Genomic DNA, 16,425 nt, shown 5'->3' with positions numbered 1-16,425 from the left:
TCAGGAGCAAATAAAGAACATTTATTCCATTCGAGAGAGAGGGCTTTTTAAAAGTCCTTTCTTTTGAAAAAATGTCTTTATCTCCCCCCTAAAAGTTGCATTAATTAGTTGAATCTAGCTAACTATTATTAGATGAAATAAAGAAGTTTATTACTCCGAAGTTCTGGCTAATGTTCCAGTAAAAAGGATTGGCGTTTCTTAGTTCATTTAAAGATATAAAACGGGCTGGCAGCGCACACTACAAAATAAAAATTTCTTTGTCAACTATTCATTCCGCTCAATGTTTTAAATCACTCTCGGAATTAATGGTCGAAATCTAATTTACAATGTAAAATCAGTTTTTATTTAAAAAATTAACATCAATATTTTTAAATAAAATACATTCTACTTTTCTATTGGAAGATTTTTCAATTGTCCCCACTCTGTCCAAGAACCATCGTACACGGATTTTGGATTTTCACTTATCAATTCGTAGGCAATTAAATCAATACAGGCAGTAACTCCCGAACCACAAGTAAATATTAAAGGCCTGCTGTCGGTTTTCATAAATTTAATTAATTCCTCGTTTGGCAAAAATTTGCCATTTTGCAAAAGCTGCGTAAACGGCACATTTATAGAACCGGGAATATGACCGCTTCGAAGTCCGGGTCTATGCTCATCGCCAATTCCTTTGAATCGGCTCTCTGCACGAGCGTCAATCAAAACGGCATTTTTTGTGTTTACATTTTCTAAAATTTGTTCTTTGCTTTTTACCAATTCCGGCATAAATTCGGCTTTAAAATCACCAATGGAACAGTTTGGATTTTCCGGTATTGCTTCAACTGGATACTTTTGACTAATCCATTCAGGCAGTCCGCCATTAAGAACAGCTACCTTTTGATGTCCCATTAATTTAAAAAGCCACCACGCTCTTGGACTGGAATAAATACCCAAGTTGTCATAAATCACAAGACAACTATTTTTGTTTATTCCTAGTTTTCTGGCTTCGAGTTCAAATTGTTCAGGACTCGGAATCGTATTCGGTAAAGGATTTGAGGTATCGCTAAAATTATTTTTTATGTCAAAAAATCGGGCGCCTTTAATTTGAATATTTACCAGTTCAGTTTTTACATTGGATTGATTCTCTTTGAAACTGGCATCCAAAATTATTACATTAGGGTCTTCAAGATTGCTGAAGAGCCATGCTACACTTACTATAGGTTTTGTCATTCCGGTTGTTTCTACTATTTATCTAAAAATACAAAAAAAGTCCAAAAATCAAATGACTTTTAGACTTTTTAATTGGTAAGTATAAAACTAAAAATTAAATATCATCAAATTCTATATTGGTAAAAGTTGATGTTTGCGGTATAATATCGTCATCTGATTTTTCAGAAGCATATTCTTTTTTGAAATCTTTCTGGTGTCTTTCTGAAATAACTTCTTCGCCTTTGTGGTTCAAAACGTATGATGTCATTTCGCCTAGAATCTCTGCAAAAGCAGCGAAATCTTCTTTGTATAAGTAGATTTTATGTTTTTTGAAATGAAAAGATCCATCTTCTTCGGTAAATTTCTTGCTCTCGGTAATAGTAATGTAGTAATCGTCAGCTTTTGTAGCTCTCACATCAAAGAAATAGGTTCTTCTTCCAGCTCTTAAAACTTTAGAAAATATCTCTTCTTTTTCTAACATGTCATTTTCTCTCATAATCCTTTCTATCAATTTATGGTTGTTAACTAGTATCCAAAAATCTATAAAAAATATGTATTATACAACAATTATGGCATTTCTTTTTCTGAAATTTGTTTCAAATACAAAGCTGCGTAATAACCTTCTTGATTTATCAATTGATTATGAGAACCTTGTTGTATAATTTGCCCTTTGTCGATAATAATAACTCTGTCGGCATTTTTAGCTGACGATATGCGGTGGCTTACTATTATTGTTGTTTTGTCTTTGCATATTTCATACAAGTTGTTCAATATTGCTTCTTCAGTTTCTGTATCTACTGCGGATAAACAATCGTCAAAAAGTAAAATCGGAGGATTTTTAATAATGGCTCTGGCAATGGAAACGCGTTGTTTTTGTCCACCGGAAAGCGTAATTCCTCTCTCTCCCAGAACGGTTTCATATTGTTTATTAAAGCCCATGATATTGTCATGAACCACTGCGCTTTTGGCTGCAGAAAACACTTCTTCATCGGTAGCATTCTCTTTACCAAACATAATATTATTTTTGATGCTGTCCGAAAATAAGAACGCATCTTGTGGCACAATTCCAATGCTGTTTCGCAAATCAAATAGGTTTATAGTACTTATTTCATGTCCATCAATGGTTATTTTCCCTTCAGTTACATCGTACATTCTGGAAATTAAAGATAAAATGGTCGATTTTCCGGATCCCGTTTTTCCTAAAATGGCTAAAGTTTCTCCTTTTTTAACCGTGAATGAAATGTTTTGCAACGCTTTGATATTAGTGTCTTCGTACGTATAGCTTACATTCTCGAATGAAATAGATCCTTTAATGACTGATTTATTTAAATTTTTATTTTTTATCTCCGGTTCAATTTTTAGGAATTCGTTCAGCCTTTTTTGTGAAGCTTCGGCCTCCTGAACCATCGAAGAAACCCAACCTAAAGACGCTACCGGCCAAGTCAGCATATTGACGTACAAAATAAATTCAGCAATGGTCCCGATACTCTTTATGGTCCCGCTGATGTACATTAACCCTCCAAAATAAATCACCACAAGGTTACTAATTCCTATTAGCGCCAACATTAACGGACCAAATAAGGATTGTACTTTGGCTAAATTCAAGCTTTTGCTTTTGCTTTCATTGGCTAAACTTACCATGTTATTTTGGTGTTGATCTTCCAGAGAATAGGCTTTTATCACTCGGATTCCTGAAAATATTTCTTGTGAAAAACTGGAAACTTTAGATAAATATTGTTGAAAAATAGTACTTCTTATATTGATTTCTGAACTCAGTTTAAAAATAGCAAATGAAAGAATTGGCAAAGGAAGTAAAGTGTATAAAGTTAATATTGGCGATACATTATACATGTACACAATGACTATTGCGAAACGAATGAAGGTATTGATGGAGTACATCACCGCTGGGCCTACATACATTCTTACTTTTGAAACGTCTTCGCTGATGCGGTTCATTAAATCTCCGGTACGGTTTTGTTTATAGAAGTTTTGCGAAAGATGCTCGTATTGACGGAATACTTCGTTTTTTAAATCAAATTCGATGTGGCGCGACATCACAATTAAGGTTTGTCTCATCAAAAAAGTAAGAAAACCAGCAATTATTGTAGTGGCGATAATCAGTAAAATATTCGAAATTAATTCTTCATGAATAATGGATTTGGACACGGTTTTATCTTTGGCAAAAGCCTCAATTAATTTGAATGATTTGCTAATCAACTTTGGTGTGAAAAGCATAAATATCTGAGCAATAATCGTAAAAACAATTCCAAGTAAAAAACTGTATTTGTATTTGACGAAGTATTTATTTAAATAACGTAATTCTTTCATTTTTTAAGATATTCTGTGTTGAACTGCTTTTATTTTTAGAATAAAAGTATTTTTTTAATCATTTTAATAGTAAATTCTCAACTCTTTAAATTGATGAATTAACGATTTTTTGATAAAAAGCTGATGCATATTTATATTTTATGTAAATTTGAATTGTCTTTTTGACAAATTCATAATTTCATCACTATAAAAATTTACACTATGAATGCAGCTTTCACAACTGGAAAGGAACTTCAAAAAATGGATCCCGTTTTTGGTCAATTATCATTTGATGATCACGAACAAATTGTATTTTGCAACGACAAAGATACAGGTTTAAAAGCAATTATTGGTATTCATAATTCGGTAATGGGTCCAGCTTTGGGCGGTACAAGAATGTATAATTACGCGAATGAATGGGAAGCATTAAACGATGTTTTGCGTCTTTCTCGTGGAATGACTTTCAAAGCGGCGATTACAGGATTGAATATTGGTGGAGGTAAAGCAGTGATTATTGGTGACGCCAAAACAGAGAAAACACCAGAACTCATGCGTAAATTTGGTGAATTCGTACATTCTTTAAGCGGAAGATATATCACTGCTGAAGATGTAGGAATGGAAACCGCAGATATGGATATCGTAAGAGATGTAACGCCGTATGTTACTGGAATTTCTGAATCACGAGGTGGTGCTGGAAATCCTTCGCCAGTCACGGCGTACGGTGTTTATTTAGGAATGAAAGCGGCTGCAAAACAACAATTTGGATCAGATGTTTTGAGTGGAAAAAAAGTATTGGTTCAAGGAATTGGTCATGTTGGGGAAACTTTAGTTGATTATTTAAGCAAAGAAGGAGCAATAGTAACGATTGCTGATATCAATGAACAAAAACTGAACGAAGTAGGAACCAAGTATAACGCACAAATTTTTAGAGGAGAAGATTTATACAGTGCAGATGTTGATATTTACGCACCATGTGCGATGGGAGCGACTTTAAATGACAACACCGTTTATAAAATAAAAGCAAAAGTGATTGCTGGTGCCGCTAATAATCAGTTGGCTGATGAGAATGTACATGGTGCAATTTTGCAAGAAAGAGGCATTCTGTATGCTCCGGACTTTTTGATTAATGCAGGTGGAATCATCAACGTGTACGCTGAATTAGCGCATTATGATAAAGCAGAAATCATGCGTAAAACGGAAAATATTTACAACACAACATTGGAGATATTTGATTTTGCCATTGCGAACAATATGACACCGCATCACGCTGCTTTGACTATTGCTCAAAATCGCATCAATCAAAGAAAGTTAGAAAATAGTAAAAAGTAGTTTTCAGTGCTCAGCTGTCAGTATTCAGTGATAAATTATTTCCCGTCACTAAATACTGATTGCTGAATACTTTAAAATAAGCGATTATATATTTTATTTTAAAAAATGAAATACTTATTTTTGCACGCTAATTAATAAAAGTTCTTACAAGGTGGTAAACAGAAGACACATTCGCGTTAAAGTTATGCAATCCATTTATGCGATGCATCAAAGCGGTTCAGATAATCTGGAAAAAGAAGAAAAATTCCTTTTTTACAGTATCGACAATATTCAAGATTTATACCTGATAATGCTTTCCTCGCTGATTGAGATTTGTAAAACAGAAACTGTCTTTTTACATAAGTCAAGTTTGAAGCATCTTGCGACTCCCGAGGAACGTAAACCCAATGAAAAATTTGTCAAAAACAGGATTTTTCAAATTCTTTCCGAAAATAATTCATTAAGTATCGCGCTGGAAAATCGTAAAATCAATAATTGGACTTTAAATGACGATTATATTTTATTGCTTCTCAATGATATAAAAGCCAGTAAATTGTATTTGGAATACATGAGTAATCCACTAAATACTTTTGAGGAAGACCGACAGTTTATTGTTGATTTGTTCATGGATGTAATTGTTCCTAATGAAAAATTGTATGACTATCTGGAAGATGATAAGTTGACTTGGGTAGATGATATTCCGTTAGTAAATACGCATATCATCAAACAATTGAAAGCGATTAAATCTGGTGAAGATGATAATTTCAGAGTTCCAAAATTGTACAAAGACAATGAGGACAAAGACTTTGTTAAAGATTTATTTCGAAAAACAGTGTTAAATGAGTCGGAATTAGCGAAAGAATATGTTGATAAAACGCCAAATTGGGACAGCGATAGAATTGCTGAAATAGATACCATCATACTTAAAATGGCTATTTGTGAGTTCTTGAAATTCCCATCGATTCCTGTAAAAGTAACTCTTAACGAATATTTAGAGGTTGCCAAAGAATATTCTACTCCAAAAAGTAGTATTTTTATCAACGGAATTTTAGACAATTTAGTAAAAGAGCTTCAAACCAGCAAAAGAATTATAAAAGCCGGTCGTGGTTTAATGTAGTAATTAACAAATAAAAAGAGAATTAAAATTATGGAACAATTAACTCAATTTGCACCGTTTATATTAATGTTTGTGGTGATCTATTTCTTTATGATCAGACCACAGCAAAAAAGAGCAAAAAACGAAAAAGAATTTGAAAGCACCTTAAAAGTAGGTGATAAAATCATAACTAAAAGTGGTCTTCACGGAAAAGTTTCTGAGCTTGCGGACACAACTGTTATTGTTGAAACGATGTCAGGAAAATTAAAAATGGAACGCTCTGCTATCTCTATGGAAATGAGTGCCGTTTTGAATAAAAAATAATTCTCGCTTTCAAGAATTAAAAAAGTCACAATCTAATTGAACTGCCCTCAAAAAGTCAAACACTATTTGGGGGCATTTTTATGGAAAGAAAAATTAAGTATGCTAATGCGTTTAAGCTTGAATGTGTAAAATTAGTGCCAGAAAAGCATTGTTCTTGCAAACATGTTTCTATTGAAAAGGGTTTAGAAAGATCAAACCTTCATAAATGGACTGGGTTTTATAAAGAATTATGAACCATTGTTTTGTTCCCTAGAAAAAATCAAAGTTATTGGTTAGATTTTAAATTAGAAGTACGAAAAGCCGTTGACAAAAACTCATTGTCTCTGAGAACCGCAAGTGTTAAGTTTAATATCCCTGATGCAGGTATAATTGCTAAAGGGAAGAAATATTTTGCCAATTTTGGTTTAGTAGCCTTACAACCAAAAACTAGGAGAAGACTAGAAACTATTTATGACAAAAAACGAAAAAAGCGAAAATCGGACAAAACAGTTACGAGAGCAGAAGAAATTCTTTTAGAGATTAAAGCACTGCGTTGTGAGAACGAATTGCTAAAAAATTTCTTAGCCTTAATTCAAGCAGAAGAGAAAGTCAGAAAGCGCAAGCCATAATAGAGTTAAGACATAAATTTGATTTGAATTTACTTTTAAATCAAACCAAGCTGTTATTGAAAACTGCTTTCAAATACTAAAATCAGAATTGTTTTACCTACGAAAATTTGCAAGTTTAGATGAACTAAAACGGGAAATTAAAAAAATACAGACTATTTCAATAGCGTAAGAATTAAGTCAAATATAAACAAAATGAGCCCGATAAAATATCGAGCTCACAATTATCAAAATTACTTATAAATTTGTTCAAACAGTTAGAGGCGGTCCATACATTTTGGGATTTTTAAATTTTATAAGACCTATAATTTTTTTAGACTATTTGACATCCATTAATTCTACGTCAAAAATCAAAGTGGCATTTGGTGGAATTGCTCCTCCAGCACCACGAGATCCATATCCTAAATCAGATGGAATCACAAAACGCGCTTTGTCACCTACGCGCAACAACGCAATTCCTTCATCCCAACCTTCAATAACCTGACCTTGACCCAATTTGAATTCGATTGGTTTTTTTCTTGGATACGACGAATCAAAAACTTTTCCGTTCTCTAATGAACCTTCATAATGAACAGACACTGTTTTTCCGCTTTCTGCTTTTTTACCTTCACCTCTTTGGATGAATTGGTAACGCAAACCGCTTTCTGTTTTTTCAAAACCAGCTGCTAATTTTTCCATCGCTGCTTCAACTTCTGCTTTCAAAGATGCATCACGTTTGTTGCGAGATCCTTTGAAAGTGATGAAAGCTTCAATTGCATTCCAGTTTTTAGCTTCTTCTCCTTCTCTGATGATTTCCAAAGATTCTAAAACATCTCCTTGCTCTACAGCATCTACCACGTCCTGACCTTCAACAACATGACCAAAAACAGTATGTTTGTTATCCAACCAATCTGTTGGAATGTGCGTAATGTAAAATTGAGAACCGTTTGTTCCAGGTCCAGAATTAGCCATTGCCAAAACTCCCGGACGGTCGTGTTTCAAGCTTGGGTGAAATTCATCATCAAATTTATATCCTGGATCTCCAGTTCCTGTTCCTTGTGGACAACCTCCTTGAATCATGAAGTTAGGAATTACTCTGTGGAATTTTAATCCGTCATAAAATTTAACTCCTTGCGGTTTTACTTTATTTTCTAAGTTTCCTTCAGCCAATCCTACGAAGTTTCCAACTGTTCCTGGAGTCAAATCGTGTGCTAATTTTACTAAAATAGCACCTTTAGTAGTGTTGAATTTAGCATATATTCCGTTTTCCATTTTTATTTAATTTTTGTTAAAGCGCAAATTTACGAATTAAATTAGACAATTTGAAAATTCTCCCTAAATGGATTCAGTTAATTGAAGTCCATTTTTTAATCATTATGGTGCTCTATTAAGGCAAAAAAGCGCTGTAAATGATTCCCTTTTCTAATTATAGAAACTAATTGTGTTTTACCCAAATTAGTTTAGAAGTATTGTATCCAAGATCTTTTGCCGTTTTTAGATAGGCTTCTTTTATATCATTAGGCATTGTTTTTTCCCGCGAGAGCAGCCACAAGTATTTAAGACTTTCACCTGCAACTAAAGCGTACTTATAATCAGAATCGAGCGCAATAATGTTATATCCTGAATAAAATGGCCCAAAAAAGGAAACTTTTAATTTTCCTTCATTAGAATTACCTGCAAACTTCACTTTACCTGTAGATGATACATACTTATTCTTTATGTAATTATACCCTTGGTTTACCACTTTGATACTTCCATCCTCGTTTAATGAATATTCAGCAGTTGTATTGTTTAAGTTTTTTTCAAAAACAAAATCCAACCGTGCAATTTCGTACCAGTTGCCTAAGTATTTATCTTTATCAAAATGTTGAACTGTCCTTAATCCTTTAGGCAAAGAGTTGCAGGAGTTCATTACCAACAGACTTGCCGAGAGCAACGTTAGACTCCCTAAAACTAAAATTTTATTTTTCATGATCTTTCATTGAATATCAAAATTCTGAAATAAAAAACTGTAAATCAATACAATTTAGAATACTTTGGGATTTGCTAAAACGAACCAAACACAAAACTAACTTCTAATTGAGTAAATTCTTTGTTACAAAAACTCAAATCTATTATTAGAGAAAGTGGGATGAGACCTAAGTCGCTAGTGTATAATTGCTTACTTATTTTGGATAACGGATTATTAGAGCTTACCACTCAGGGCATTTCTAATAAAGGATGGTTTCCTTTGTCAGAATCATTGTTTGATGTGTATTTTACTGAAATTTTTGGTGTTCTTAAACCTACCTAATTCCACAAAAATCCTAGCCCAGATGGAAGTGAAAATCCTTTTTATGCGCCTTTTCGGCGGATAAAAAGATTGAAGCGAACAGCTGGAAATAGCTCCAAAAGAAAAATTTAATCGTTGATTTGGTTATTTGGTTATCTGAAAACCTAAGCAACTTTGTACCTTTGCGGCTCAGAACCTTTTTAATAAAAATTATGCGCATCGATATTGTTACCGTTCTACCAGAATTATTGCGAAGTCCGTTTGAGGCTTCGATTATGAAACGTGCTATTGACAAAGGATTAGTGGAAGTTCATTTTCATAATCTGCGGGATTACACGACCAACAGGCAGAAAAGCGTGGATGATTATCCATATGGCGGTGGTGCCGGAATGGTAATGACGGTGCAGCCTATTGATGCTTGCATCACCCATTTGAAAAGCGAGAGAACTTACGACGAAATCATTTATATGTCGCCGGACGGGGAAACCCTGAACCAGAAAATGGCAAATACGATGTCGATGTACGAAAATATTATTATCCTTTGCGGTCATTATAAAGGTGTCGATCAGCGGGTACGCGACCATTTTATTACTAAAGAAATCTCTATTGGTGATTATGTGTTGTCTGGCGGCGAATTAGGAGCTTTGGTGTTATCGGATGCATTAATCCGATTGATTCCGGGAGTTTTGAGCGATGAAACCTCAGCGTTGACGGATAGTTTTCAGGATGGATTATTGTCAGGCCCTATTTACACTCGCCCGGCAGATTACAACGGATGGAAAGTTCCGGAGGTTTTGACCAGCGGGAATTTTGCCAAAATTGACAAATGGCGTGACGATATGGCGTACGAACACACTAAGAACAGAAGACCCGATTTACTGGAGGAGTAAAACTTTTATAAATGTTATATTTTAAATTCTAAATGACTCATTATAAGGATTCAAATAATTCATAATTTATAATTTATAATTCAAAATAATTACATACTTTTGCGCCCACATTAGTTTAACCTCTGGCGAGATCCGTGAATGTTGATTTGATGCAAACCATAATTAAAAAATATCATGGCAGATTTAATGAAATTCGTTCAAGACGAATTCGTAACAAGAAAAGAATTCCCAGTTTTTGCAGCTGGAGACACTATCACTGTTTACTACGAAATTAGAGAGGGTGAAAAAACGAGAACACAGTTTTTTAAAGGAGTTGTTATTCAAAGAAGAGGTTCTGCTAATACAGAAACTTTCACAATTCGTAAAATGTCTGGTGCTATTGGAGTTGAGCGTATCTTCCCAGTAAACTTACCAGCTTTACAAAAAATTGAAATCAATAAGAAAGGTGCTGTACGTAGAGCGAGAATTTTCTACTTCAGAGAACTTACTGGTAAAAAAGCTAAGATTAAAGACAAAAGAAGATAGTCAACTATCTTTTTACTATAAAAGTCCCAACACTGTTGGGACTTTTTTTTTGTCTACTATTTTCCTTATATATTCCTAATTTAGGATTAATAAACCTCTAAAACTAACAATATAAGAATAACAAGTTAGTAATCTTAAAATTCATGTTTTTCTAAGCCAAATCCACCTTCTATTACATCTGATTTTCATATATTTGTCCGCCTTATTTTAAGTGAAACACCTTCTATAAGCTACTTTTAACTTGATTCGATTATAAAAATAAAAAAATGACACAGAAATCAAAAATTTTTTACACGCTTACTGATGAAGCGCCTTTATTGGCAACTCATTCATTTTTACCTATTGTTAAAGCATTTACAGCAACATCTGACATTGAGATTGAAACTAGAGATATTTCTTTAGCAGCAAGAATTTTGTCCAATTTCCCGGAGTTTTTGACGGAAGACCAAAAAACAGGTGATGCTTTGTTAGAACTAGGGCAATTAGCCACAACACCAGAAGCTAACATAATAAAATTACCAAATGTTTCAGCGTCTTTTCCTCAACTGAAAGCGGCTATTGCTGAATTACAATCTCATGGATATAATTTACCTGACTTCCCTGAAGAACCGATAAACGAGACTGAGACCAACATTAAAGCTAAATATTCTAAAATATTAGGTTCTGCCGTTAATCCTGTTTTACGTGAAGGAAACTCTGATCGTAGAGCTCCTAAGGCAGTAAAAAACTACGCTAAAGCAAATCCACATTCGATGGGTGCTTGGTCTGCTGACTCAAAAACACACGTTGCTTCTATGGAAAGCGGCGATTTTTACGGAAGTGAAAAATCAATAACAGTCGCTAACGCTACTGATGTAAAAATCGAATTCATTGCTAAAGATGGTTCCACTACTGTTTTGAAAGCGAGTACTCCACTTAAATCAGGAGAAATAATTGACAGTTCAGTAATGAACTTGAAAGCGCTAAAAATTTTTATTGCCAAAACAATTGCAGAAGCAAAAAAATTAAACGTTCTACTTTCAGTTCACTTGAAAGCGACAATGATGAAAGTTTCTGATCCAATTATTTTTGGAGCTGTCGTAGAAGTTTATTTTGCAACTGTTTTCGAAAAATACGCGGCCTTATTTGACGAATTGAACATTGATACCAGAAACGGATTGGGTGATGTATATTCAAAAATTGCAGGACATCCGATGCAAGCTGAAATAGAAGCTGCATTAAACCAAGCAATCGATAACGGACCAGCATTAGCAATGGTAAATTCTGAGAAAGGAATTACCAATCTGCATGTTCCTTCGGATGTGATTGTGGATGCATCCATGCCAGCTATGATTCGTACTTCGGGAAAGATGCACAATAAAGATGGTAAACTTCAAGATATCATCGCTCTTATACCTGACAGATGTTATGCCGGCGTCTATACTGCGACAATTGATTTTTGTAAAAAAAATGGTGCTTTTGACCCCACAACAATGGGAAGTGTACCAAACGTAGGTTTGATGGCACAAAAAGCAGAAGAGTACGGTTCACATGACAAAACATTCCAAATGACAGCTGACGGAATGGTGCGCGTTGTAGATACTAACGGAAACGTTTTGATGGAACAAGCTGTTGAAGCTAAAGATATTTTCAGAATGTGTCAGGCAAAAGATGCCCCGATTCAAGACTGGATCAAATTAGCTGTAAACAGAGCACGTCTGTCTAATACTCCGGCCATTTTCTGGTTGGATAATAATAGAGCACACGACAGAGCACTTATTGAAAAAGTTACAAGATATTTAAAAGACCACAATACTACCGGTTTAGACATTCAAATCTTAAATCCTATTGAAGCGACAAACTTCACATTAGAAAGAATTGTCAAAGGATTGGACACTATTTCAGTAACAGGAAACGTTTTACGTGATTATTTGACGGATTTATTCCCAATTTTAGAAGTGGGAACATCTGCAAAAATGTTATCTATCGTTCCATTGATGAATGGTGGTGGTTTGTTTGAAACTGGTGCCGGCGGATCAGCTCCAAAACACGTAGAGCAATTTACGGCAGAAGGTTATTTACGTTGGGATTCTCTTGGCGAATTCTTGGCATTAGGTGCTTCATTAGAGCATTTAGGACAAACATTACACAATTCTAAAGCAATTGTTTTAGCTGAAACTCTTGATGTTGCTACAGAGAAATTCTTGGCAAATGACAAATCACCCGCACGTAAACTTGGGGGAATTGACAACCGTGGTTCTCATTTTTACTTAGCTATGTATTGGGCAGAAGCCTTGGCAACGCAAGACAAAGAACCTGCTTTGAAAGCTATCTTCACTCCTATTGCAGCCGAATTTGCAGCAAAAGAAGCCAAAATCAATACCGAGTTAATTGCAGCGCAAGGAAAACCACAAGATATCGGCGGCCATTACCAACCAAATCCTAAATTAACAGACAAAGCAATGCGTCCAAGCGAGACTTTCAATGCTATATTGGCAAAAATCGCTTAATTAACTGCTTTACAATTTTAATAATACTATCGAAAAGACAACTGGAAACAGTTGTCTTTTTTTATATTAGCAATTCCTTAACATCTGTTATATACCAATTTAAATTCTATTTAATGTAATTTGCACCTTTTCATTTCGATAAAATCTAAACAATGACTCCAAAGAAAATTATTACCTTTTTAGTTGTATTATTATCCTCGTTTTCCTCTTACTCCCAAGAGAAATTTACGTTAAGCGGAACTATTATTGACGTTAACAGTAATGAAACTTTAATAGGTGTCAATGTTGTAATTCCACAACTTAAAACTGGGGTAACCACCAATGAATATGGGTTTTATTCCATTACTGTACCACAAGGGACATACAGTGTAGAAATAAGTTATCTGGGCTATCAAACCATTGAAGAATCAATAAACCTGAACCAAAACATAAAAAATAATTTCAATTTATATAGTAATGAAACCGCTTTGAAAGAAGTAGTCATTACTGACAATAAAACAAAAACTGACATCAAAAAACCCGAAATGAGCGTCAATAAACTCTCTATTTCTGCTATTAAAAAAATGCCCGTTGTTTTGGGTGAAGTCGATGTTCTAAAATCTATTTTATTACTGCCCGGAGTTACTAATGCTGGTGAAGGTGCATCAGGCTTTAATGTTCGTGGTGGTGGTGCCGACCAAAATTTGATTCTTTTGGACGAGGCAACGATCTTTAATTCCTCACATGTTTTTGGTTTTTTCTCTGTTTTTAATCCGGATGCCATCAAAGATCTAAAGCTGTATAAAGGGGGAATCCCAGCTCGTTATGGAGGAAGAGCTTCTTCTGTTTTGGATATTTATCAAAAAGACGGTAACAGCAAAGGTTTTCATGTCAATGGAGGAATCGGATTAATTTCCAGCAGAATTTTGGCCGAAGGGCCATTGGTTAAAGACAAAGGTTCCTTCCTTATTGGCGGCAGAAGTTCCTACGCGCATTTATTCCTGAAACTATCCGAAGAACAAAAAAACAATACCGCTTATTTTTATGATTTAAACACCAAATTAAGCTACAAATTAGATTCAAACAACAGTCTTTATTTATCTGGTTATTTTGGGCGTGATGTTTTCAGCCTGAACAAAAGCTTTACCAATATTTATGGAAATGCGACCGTAAACCTGCGTTGGAATCACTTGTTTTCTGAAAAATTATTTTCGAATTTATCGCTCATTTACAGTGATTATTATTACGGTTTAGATTTGGATTTTATAGGTTTCAAATGGGATTCCGGCATTAGAAACTATAATATCAAATACGATTTCAAGAATTATATTTCGGATAAATTCAAATTAAATTACGGTGTAAACGGAATTTATTACGAGTTCAACCCGGGAACTATCAAGCCATCTGATGCCAATTCCGGAATAAATTTTGATCAATTGGATAAAAAATATGCTTTTGAACCCGCACTTTACATCAATGCTGATCAGGAAATATCCGATAAAATAGCACTTTCATACGGGCTTCGTTACAGTATGTTTTACCGTTTAGGACAATCTACCGTGAATATTTATAAAGATGACAATCCTGTAACGTTCAATTCGGAACTACAGATTTATGAAAAAGCAACTCCAATTGGCACAAAGTTTTATGACAGAAATAAAGTCATGCAAAGCTATAATTACTTGGAACCACGTTTTTCATTAGCCTACCAAATCAACGATGACCAATCCTTCAAAGCGAGCTACAACAGAATGGTGCAGTATTTACAACTCATTTCAAACACCTCATCGCCTACTCCACTCGATGTATGGACGCCAAGTGACCGTTTTATAAAACCTCAAATTGCTGACCAGGTAGCTTTGGGATATTTCAAAAACTTCGAAGAAGGAATGTATTCCCTCGAGGTAGAAACGTATTATAAAGAAGTGCAAAACCGATTGGATTACATTGACGGCGCCAATTTGATTGCCAACAAAGCCATTGAACAAATTATCCTGAACGGGCAATTAAGATCCTACGGTTTAGAAATTATGTTCCGAAAAAACGAAGGAAAATTTAACGGCTGGATTTCATATACATTATCCAAATCCGAGCAACAAACTCCGGGAAGAACCCCGATAGAAACTGGAATAAACAACGGGCAATGGTACAATTCAGTATATGACAAATTGCACAATATTGCGATAACGTCTTCTTATAATTTGAATGAAAAATGGTCTTTTGGAGCTAATTTTGCGCTACAAACCGGGCAACCGGTAACGTATCCCGTTGGGCAATATGACTACTTAGGAATCAATGTACCCAGCTATGGATTAAGAAATGAAAATCGACTTCCGGCTTACCACCACCTGGACATTGCCGCGACATTGACTCCCAAAAGCGACAAAGACCGCCAATGGAAAGGGGAATGGGTTTTCAGCATTTACAATTTGTACAATCGGAAAAATGCCGCTTCCATCAATTTCAGACAAAATATTGATACCGGGAGTAATGAAGCTGTAAAAACTTCAATTTTCGGTATTGTTCCTGCAGTGAGTTATAACTTTAAATTTTAATGGTAGCAATCAGTAAGAGCACAAAATAAAACAATGAAAACATGAAAAAAATAATAGTATCCCTAATACTTATCATCGCCGTTTTTTCGGCAAGTTGCGAAGATGTAGTCGAAGTAGATTTAGACAATGCACCACCAAAACTGGTTATTGAAGCAGCAATTAATTGGAAAAAAGGAACTTCAGGAAATCAACAAAAAATAAAACTCACCACTACAACCAGTTTTTATAGTACTGAAATTCCAAAAGTTTCCGGAGCAACAGTTTCCATAAAAAACAGTACCAATGTTGTTTTCAATTTTATAGAAATCCTAAAAACAGGCGAATACAGTTGCGCTACTTTTATTCCGGTCATTAACGAAACCTACACGTTAACCGTTATCAGAAATGGCAATACCTACACCGCTGTTGAAACATTGAAACCAGTTGCGCCAATAACTAAAATTGTTCAAAACAATAAAGGCGGTTTCACAGGAACAGATATAGAAATTAAAACATTTTATCAAGATCCAACGGGTGAAAGCAATTATTACCTCTACAAATATTTATACTCGAACCAAGTGAAATTAAACTTTTATGTGGACCTGGATGAGTTTTTTAACGGAAACGAATTCTTTAGTATCTCGCAAAATGACGAGTTGAGAAAAGGCGATAAAATTGAAATAAGCCACTACGGAATTTCTAAAGCCTATTACAATTACATGAGTGTTTTGGTGAGTATTGCAGGAAATAATGGCGGTGGACCGTTTCAATCTCCACCTGCAACTGTGAGAGGAAACATTATTAACACCACGGATGCGTCGAATTATCCTTTGGGCTATTTCTCCCTCAGTGAAGTCGATATTAAAAATTACACTATTGAATAATTAGGAGCTAATCCAGCTGTTCATTACAACCAAAAAACAGGTTCT

At 34.7% G+C, this 16,425-nt stretch carries 15 protein-coding genes and 1 pseudogene; 11 read left to right on the top strand and 5 right to left on the bottom strand.

What is annotated here, in order from left to right; genetic code table 11:
• Positions 1–384: 384 nt before the first annotated feature.
• The 3 genes from ACP7AT_RS15515 to ACP7AT_RS15505 form a co-directional block, all read right to left on the bottom strand.
• A complete protein-coding gene (locus ACP7AT_RS15515) occupies positions 385–1,209 on the bottom strand; it encodes a sulfurtransferase (RefSeq protein ID WP_426065340.1) in 825 nt (274 codons plus the stop codon).
• A 94-nt stretch (positions 1,210–1,303) separates the two neighbouring features.
• Positions 1,304–1,684 (bottom strand): PUR family DNA/RNA-binding protein, encoded by a 381-nt coding sequence (locus ACP7AT_RS15510; protein ID WP_426065344.1) that lies wholly within the window; start codon positions 1,682–1,684, stop codon positions 1,304–1,306.
• 71 nt (positions 1,685–1,755) lie between these two features.
• The gene (locus ACP7AT_RS15505) at positions 1,756–3,516 is read right to left on the bottom strand and encodes an ABC transporter ATP-binding protein (protein WP_426065339.1); all 1,761 of its coding nucleotides are present in this window, start codon (positions 3,514–3,516) and stop codon (positions 1,756–1,758) included.
• Positions 3,517–3,717: 201 nt separating this feature from the next.
• Here ACP7AT_RS15505 and ACP7AT_RS15500 point away from each other — a divergent pair, with 201 nt between their 5' ends.
• From ACP7AT_RS15500 to ACP7AT_RS15475, 6 genes and pseudogenes are all read left to right on the top strand, one after another.
• Positions 3,718–4,824 carry a Glu/Leu/Phe/Val family dehydrogenase gene (locus ACP7AT_RS15500; protein ID WP_426065337.1) on the top strand — a complete coding sequence of 369 codons (1,107 nt, stop codon included), beginning with the start codon at positions 3,718–3,720 and terminating at the stop codon, positions 4,822–4,824.
• Positions 4,825–5,008: 184 nt separating this feature from the next.
• On the top strand, positions 5,009–5,920 hold the full coding sequence (gene nusB, locus ACP7AT_RS15495) for a transcription antitermination factor NusB (RefSeq protein WP_426065343.1): 912 nt from the start codon (positions 5,009–5,011) through the stop codon (positions 5,918–5,920).
• 30 nt (positions 5,921–5,950) lie between these two features.
• Entirely contained in the window at positions 5,951–6,223 is a 273-nt protein-coding gene (gene yajC, locus ACP7AT_RS15490; RefSeq protein ID WP_091208108.1) for a preprotein translocase subunit YajC, read from the top strand.
• Positions 6,224–6,465: 242 nt separating this feature from the next.
• Positions 6,466–6,831, top strand: coding sequence for a hypothetical protein (locus tag ACP7AT_RS15485; protein WP_426065336.1), 366 nt, complete (start codon positions 6,466–6,468; stop codon positions 6,829–6,831).
• A 55-nt stretch (positions 6,832–6,886) separates the two neighbouring features.
• Positions 6,887–7,000, top strand: a complete 114-nt coding sequence (locus tag ACP7AT_RS15480; protein WP_426065342.1) for an IS3 family transposase — start codon at positions 6,887–6,889, stop codon at positions 6,998–7,000.
• Positions 6,991–7,071: pseudogene (locus tag ACP7AT_RS15475) on the top strand (hypothetical protein); the annotation flags it as partial. The gene ACP7AT_RS15480 and the pseudogene ACP7AT_RS15475, both read left to right, overlap by 10 nt.
• 75 nt (positions 7,072–7,146) lie before the next feature.
• On the opposite strand, the gene ACP7AT_RS15470 reads toward ACP7AT_RS15475, so the two are convergent.
• Both ACP7AT_RS15470 and ACP7AT_RS15465 read right to left on the bottom strand, forming a co-directional pair.
• A complete protein-coding gene (locus ACP7AT_RS15470; protein ID WP_091208115.1) occupies positions 7,147–8,079 on the bottom strand; it encodes a peptidylprolyl isomerase in 933 nt (310 codons plus the stop codon).
• Positions 8,080–8,242: 163 nt separating this feature from the next.
• On the bottom strand, positions 8,243–8,779 hold the full coding sequence (locus ACP7AT_RS15465) for a lipocalin family protein (RefSeq protein ID WP_426065335.1): 537 nt from the start codon (positions 8,777–8,779) through the stop codon (positions 8,243–8,245).
• 512 nt (positions 8,780–9,291) lie between these two features.
• Between ACP7AT_RS15465 and trmD the strand changes: the two genes are divergently transcribed.
• From trmD to ACP7AT_RS15440, 5 genes are all read left to right on the top strand, one after another.
• Positions 9,292–9,969, top strand: coding sequence for a tRNA (guanosine(37)-N1)-methyltransferase TrmD (gene trmD / locus ACP7AT_RS15460; RefSeq protein ID WP_426065333.1), 678 nt, complete (start codon positions 9,292–9,294; stop codon positions 9,967–9,969).
• A gap of 174 nt (positions 9,970–10,143) precedes the next feature.
• Positions 10,144–10,494, top strand: coding sequence for a 50S ribosomal protein L19 (gene rplS, locus ACP7AT_RS15455; protein ID WP_073354306.1), 351 nt, complete (start codon positions 10,144–10,146; stop codon positions 10,492–10,494).
• A 266-nt stretch (positions 10,495–10,760) separates the two neighbouring features.
• Positions 10,761–12,983 carry an NADP-dependent isocitrate dehydrogenase gene (locus ACP7AT_RS15450; protein WP_426065332.1) on the top strand — a complete coding sequence of 741 codons (2,223 nt, stop codon included), beginning with the start codon at positions 10,761–10,763 and terminating at the stop codon, positions 12,981–12,983.
• Between the two features lie 152 nt (positions 12,984–13,135).
• Positions 13,136–15,517 (top strand): TonB-dependent receptor, encoded by a 2,382-nt coding sequence (locus tag ACP7AT_RS15445; RefSeq protein ID WP_426065331.1) that lies wholly within the window; start codon positions 13,136–13,138, stop codon positions 15,515–15,517.
• Between the two features lie 41 nt (positions 15,518–15,558).
• The gene (locus ACP7AT_RS15440) at positions 15,559–16,380 is read left to right on the top strand and encodes a DUF4249 domain-containing protein (protein ID WP_426065330.1); all 822 of its coding nucleotides are present in this window, start codon (positions 15,559–15,561) and stop codon (positions 16,378–16,380) included.
• Positions 16,381–16,425 lie beyond the last annotated feature (45 nt).

This window comes from Flavobacterium sp. DSP2-3-1, from assembly GCF_049896865.1.
Lineage (GTDB): Bacteria > Bacteroidota > Bacteroidia > Flavobacteriales > Flavobacteriaceae > Flavobacterium.
Note: the sequence above shows the minus strand (reverse complement) of the source record. Positions and strands in the feature narration are given on the sequence as shown.

Bases quoted from the DNA above. Each gene is read 5' to 3' on its own strand.
- ACP7AT_RS15500 (WP_426065337.1), top strand. From the start codon at position 3,718: ATGAATGCAGCTTTCACAACTGGAAAGGAACTTCAAAAAATGGATCCC.
- ACP7AT_RS15470 (WP_091208115.1), bottom strand. From the start codon at position 8,079: ATGGAAAACGGAATATATGCTAAATTCAACACTACTAAAGGTGCTATT.
- ACP7AT_RS15450 (WP_426065332.1), top strand. From the start codon at position 10,761: ATGACACAGAAATCAAAAATTTTTTACACGCTTACTGATGAAGCGCCT.
- ACP7AT_RS15445 (WP_426065331.1), top strand. From the start codon at position 13,136: ATGACTCCAAAGAAAATTATTACCTTTTTAGTTGTATTATTATCCTCG.
- ACP7AT_RS15440 (WP_426065330.1), top strand. From the start codon at position 15,559: ATGAAAAAAATAATAGTATCCCTAATACTTATCATCGCCGTTTTTTCG.
- yajC (WP_091208108.1), top strand. From the start codon at position 5,951: ATGGAACAATTAACTCAATTTGCACCGTTTATATTAATGTTTGTGGTG.
- rplS (WP_073354306.1), top strand. From the start codon at position 10,144: ATGGCAGATTTAATGAAATTCGTTCAAGACGAATTCGTAACAAGAAAA.
- ACP7AT_RS15465 (WP_426065335.1), bottom strand. From the start codon at position 8,779: ATGAAAAATAAAATTTTAGTTTTAGGGAGTCTAACGTTGCTCTCGGCA.
- ACP7AT_RS15515 (WP_426065340.1), bottom strand. From the start codon at position 1,209: ATGACAAAACCTATAGTAAGTGTAGCATGGCTCTTCAGCAATCTTGAA.
- ACP7AT_RS15510 (WP_426065344.1), bottom strand. From the start codon at position 1,684: ATGAGAGAAAATGACATGTTAGAAAAAGAAGAGATATTTTCTAAAGTT.
- ACP7AT_RS15505 (WP_426065339.1), bottom strand. From the start codon at position 3,516: ATGAAAGAATTACGTTATTTAAATAAATACTTCGTCAAATACAAATAC.
- trmD (WP_426065333.1), top strand. From the start codon at position 9,292: ATGCGCATCGATATTGTTACCGTTCTACCAGAATTATTGCGAAGTCCG.
- nusB (WP_426065343.1), top strand. From the start codon at position 5,009: ATGCAATCCATTTATGCGATGCATCAAAGCGGTTCAGATAATCTGGAA.